Annotated in this window: 1 protein-coding gene and 1 pseudogene; one reads left to right on the top strand and one right to left on the bottom strand. The window is 39.7% G+C overall.

Annotation, left to right across the window (positions count from 1 at the left end; all coding sequences use genetic code 11):
• Positions 1–1,346 (top strand): MBL fold metallo-hydrolase (locus Q397_RS25245; protein WP_038015084.1); only part of this gene is annotated, 1,346 nt, incomplete at its 5' end.
• Positions 1,347–1,775: 429 nt separating this feature from the next.
• Here the strand turns inward: Q397_RS25245 and Q397_RS24915 are convergent.
• Positions 1,776–1,883: pseudogene (locus Q397_RS24915) on the bottom strand (IS5/IS1182 family transposase); the annotation flags it as partial.
• Positions 1,884–2,000 lie beyond the last annotated feature (117 nt).

Here is a 2,000-nt window from a genome sequence, read left to right as displayed (position 1 = left end):
TAATAAAACACTCAGATAGATACGTTCTGACTGATCCTTGGTATAACAAACCAGCCTTTGGTAGTTGGCTACCTTCACTTGCACCATATATTCATCCGAGCTACTTGGCAGCACTTGGAGACAAGCTAACGATACTTGTTTCGCACGGACATGATGATCATTTTGATGACAAGTTATTCGAAATATTCGACAAAAAAACAAAGTTCATTACGGCTAATTTTAAGTCACCATCTGTTGTAAATAGACTAAATAAAATCGGATTTGAAAATATCGTAACAGTAGGTGAGGAAGAGCAAACTATAGATGGCCTTGATTACTCAAGCTACATTGTACCAGACCTTTCACATGATGACGCAACTTATTTAATACGCTCTGAAAGAGGTGCGGTTATTCATGCAAATGACAACTGGCATGAATTCACAGAGCCGCATCTCAATATGATGAGGACTCGGTTAAGTAGTTATTCAAAATCTTCAATACTACTCTTTTCGCAGACAAACTCAGCTAGTGGGTTTCCTTTGAACTACAGAAACTTCACAGCTGATGAAAAGCAGAAAATTCTGAAGGAAAAGGTAGCAAAGATGGTTGCAGGTGGCTTACAAAATGCTGTTTCTCTCGGAATTGATAGAATGTTCTCATACGCGGGATTTGCTACGGCTTATGTAAAAGATAAAAGTTACGAAAATGAAGGCTTATTTCCCACCTCAGAGTACTTAACTCAATTGCTTCATGAGCAAGAAATAAGCTACCCCGTTGTAATTCCCAGTTTATATCCAGGTGATTCTGTTAACCTTCCTTCTGGTGAGATTGAGAAAGCGTTTGTCACGGGATACCAGGACTCTGACATAAAAGAAGTTACCGACAAATTTTATGACGTTTACAAGGTAAAAGATAACTGTATTAGCTATCGTAATCTTGAATTAGGAACTGAAAATTTCGAAAGTTGGCTGAATTATTTTCTTACTGAATTCGATAGCTTTGTAAGAAGTAGAGTACAAGGCCCAGATAGTCACTACACAAAATTAATTGGAAAAAAGCTTAGCTTGCAGTGTGAGCTAGAAAGTGGCGATTCTATATGTAAAACAATTCAATTCGGAGACGGTTTGGTTGCATGGGATCCTAGAGCTAATAAAGTTTGTTACGTTGGTGCGGCTACACTATATTCGATCCTGAAAGGCGAGGCGCTATTTGAAGATTTGTATACAGGCTATAATGCTGAATGGGAAAGATTTCCTGAAAACGAATATAATCGAGACATCGTAATGTTGATTGTCATGTTTTCATATGTGTACAGAAACCGATTGTCTTCAGAAGCAAAAGCACGTTTTTTTTCCGCTAGTGAGTGAGTGGTTTTGATCTGTTTGCGAAAAACTGGACCGTTTTAAGTGAGAAAATTCTCGTTTAGATTTTAATCTGAAGAGGAGAATTTGAGATGAAACGCTCAAAGTTCAATGAAAGTCAGATTGCTTTTATTTTGCGTCAGGCTAAAGAGGGGATTTCAGTCGATGAGTCTGTAGGAAAGCTGTGTTCCCCTTCAGCACCAATGAGACGAAATATATCGTTTGAACAAAGGAGGATTTAGGTCTTATGGTAATGACTGTAAGGAATGAAGATGAGAGCTAATCCAACACCAAAGAAACCGCCTCGAAGATCGTCAAGGACATTCTACGCAAGACCCGCAAACGACATTCTTCTAAAGAGAAAATCCGTATTGTTCTGGAAAGTTTGCGTGGAGAGAGTTCTATTGCGGAATGGCAAGCCCCTAGGCCGTAGACTCATAAACTTCTCATCCAAATTCGAACGGATGCGAGTTTAACGGCCGCGAGGAAATTCTCAGGGTTCTTATCATAACGTGTCGCAATCCCCCTGAATTGCTTGAGTTGTAGTAGTCGCGACTAGAGATGGTCCCCAAAAACTGGACAGGGTGTTAAGGTGGGATAGCCGCTTTTTGAACTTGCCCCAATCTTTGGACCATCGGGTGTAAGAAAATTCCGTTGTTT

The organism is Terasakiella pusilla DSM 6293, assembly GCF_000688235.1.
GTDB lineage: Bacteria > Pseudomonadota > Alphaproteobacteria > Rhodospirillales > Terasakiellaceae > Terasakiella > Terasakiella pusilla.
This window is presented reverse-complemented; position numbering and strand designations above follow the sequence as displayed.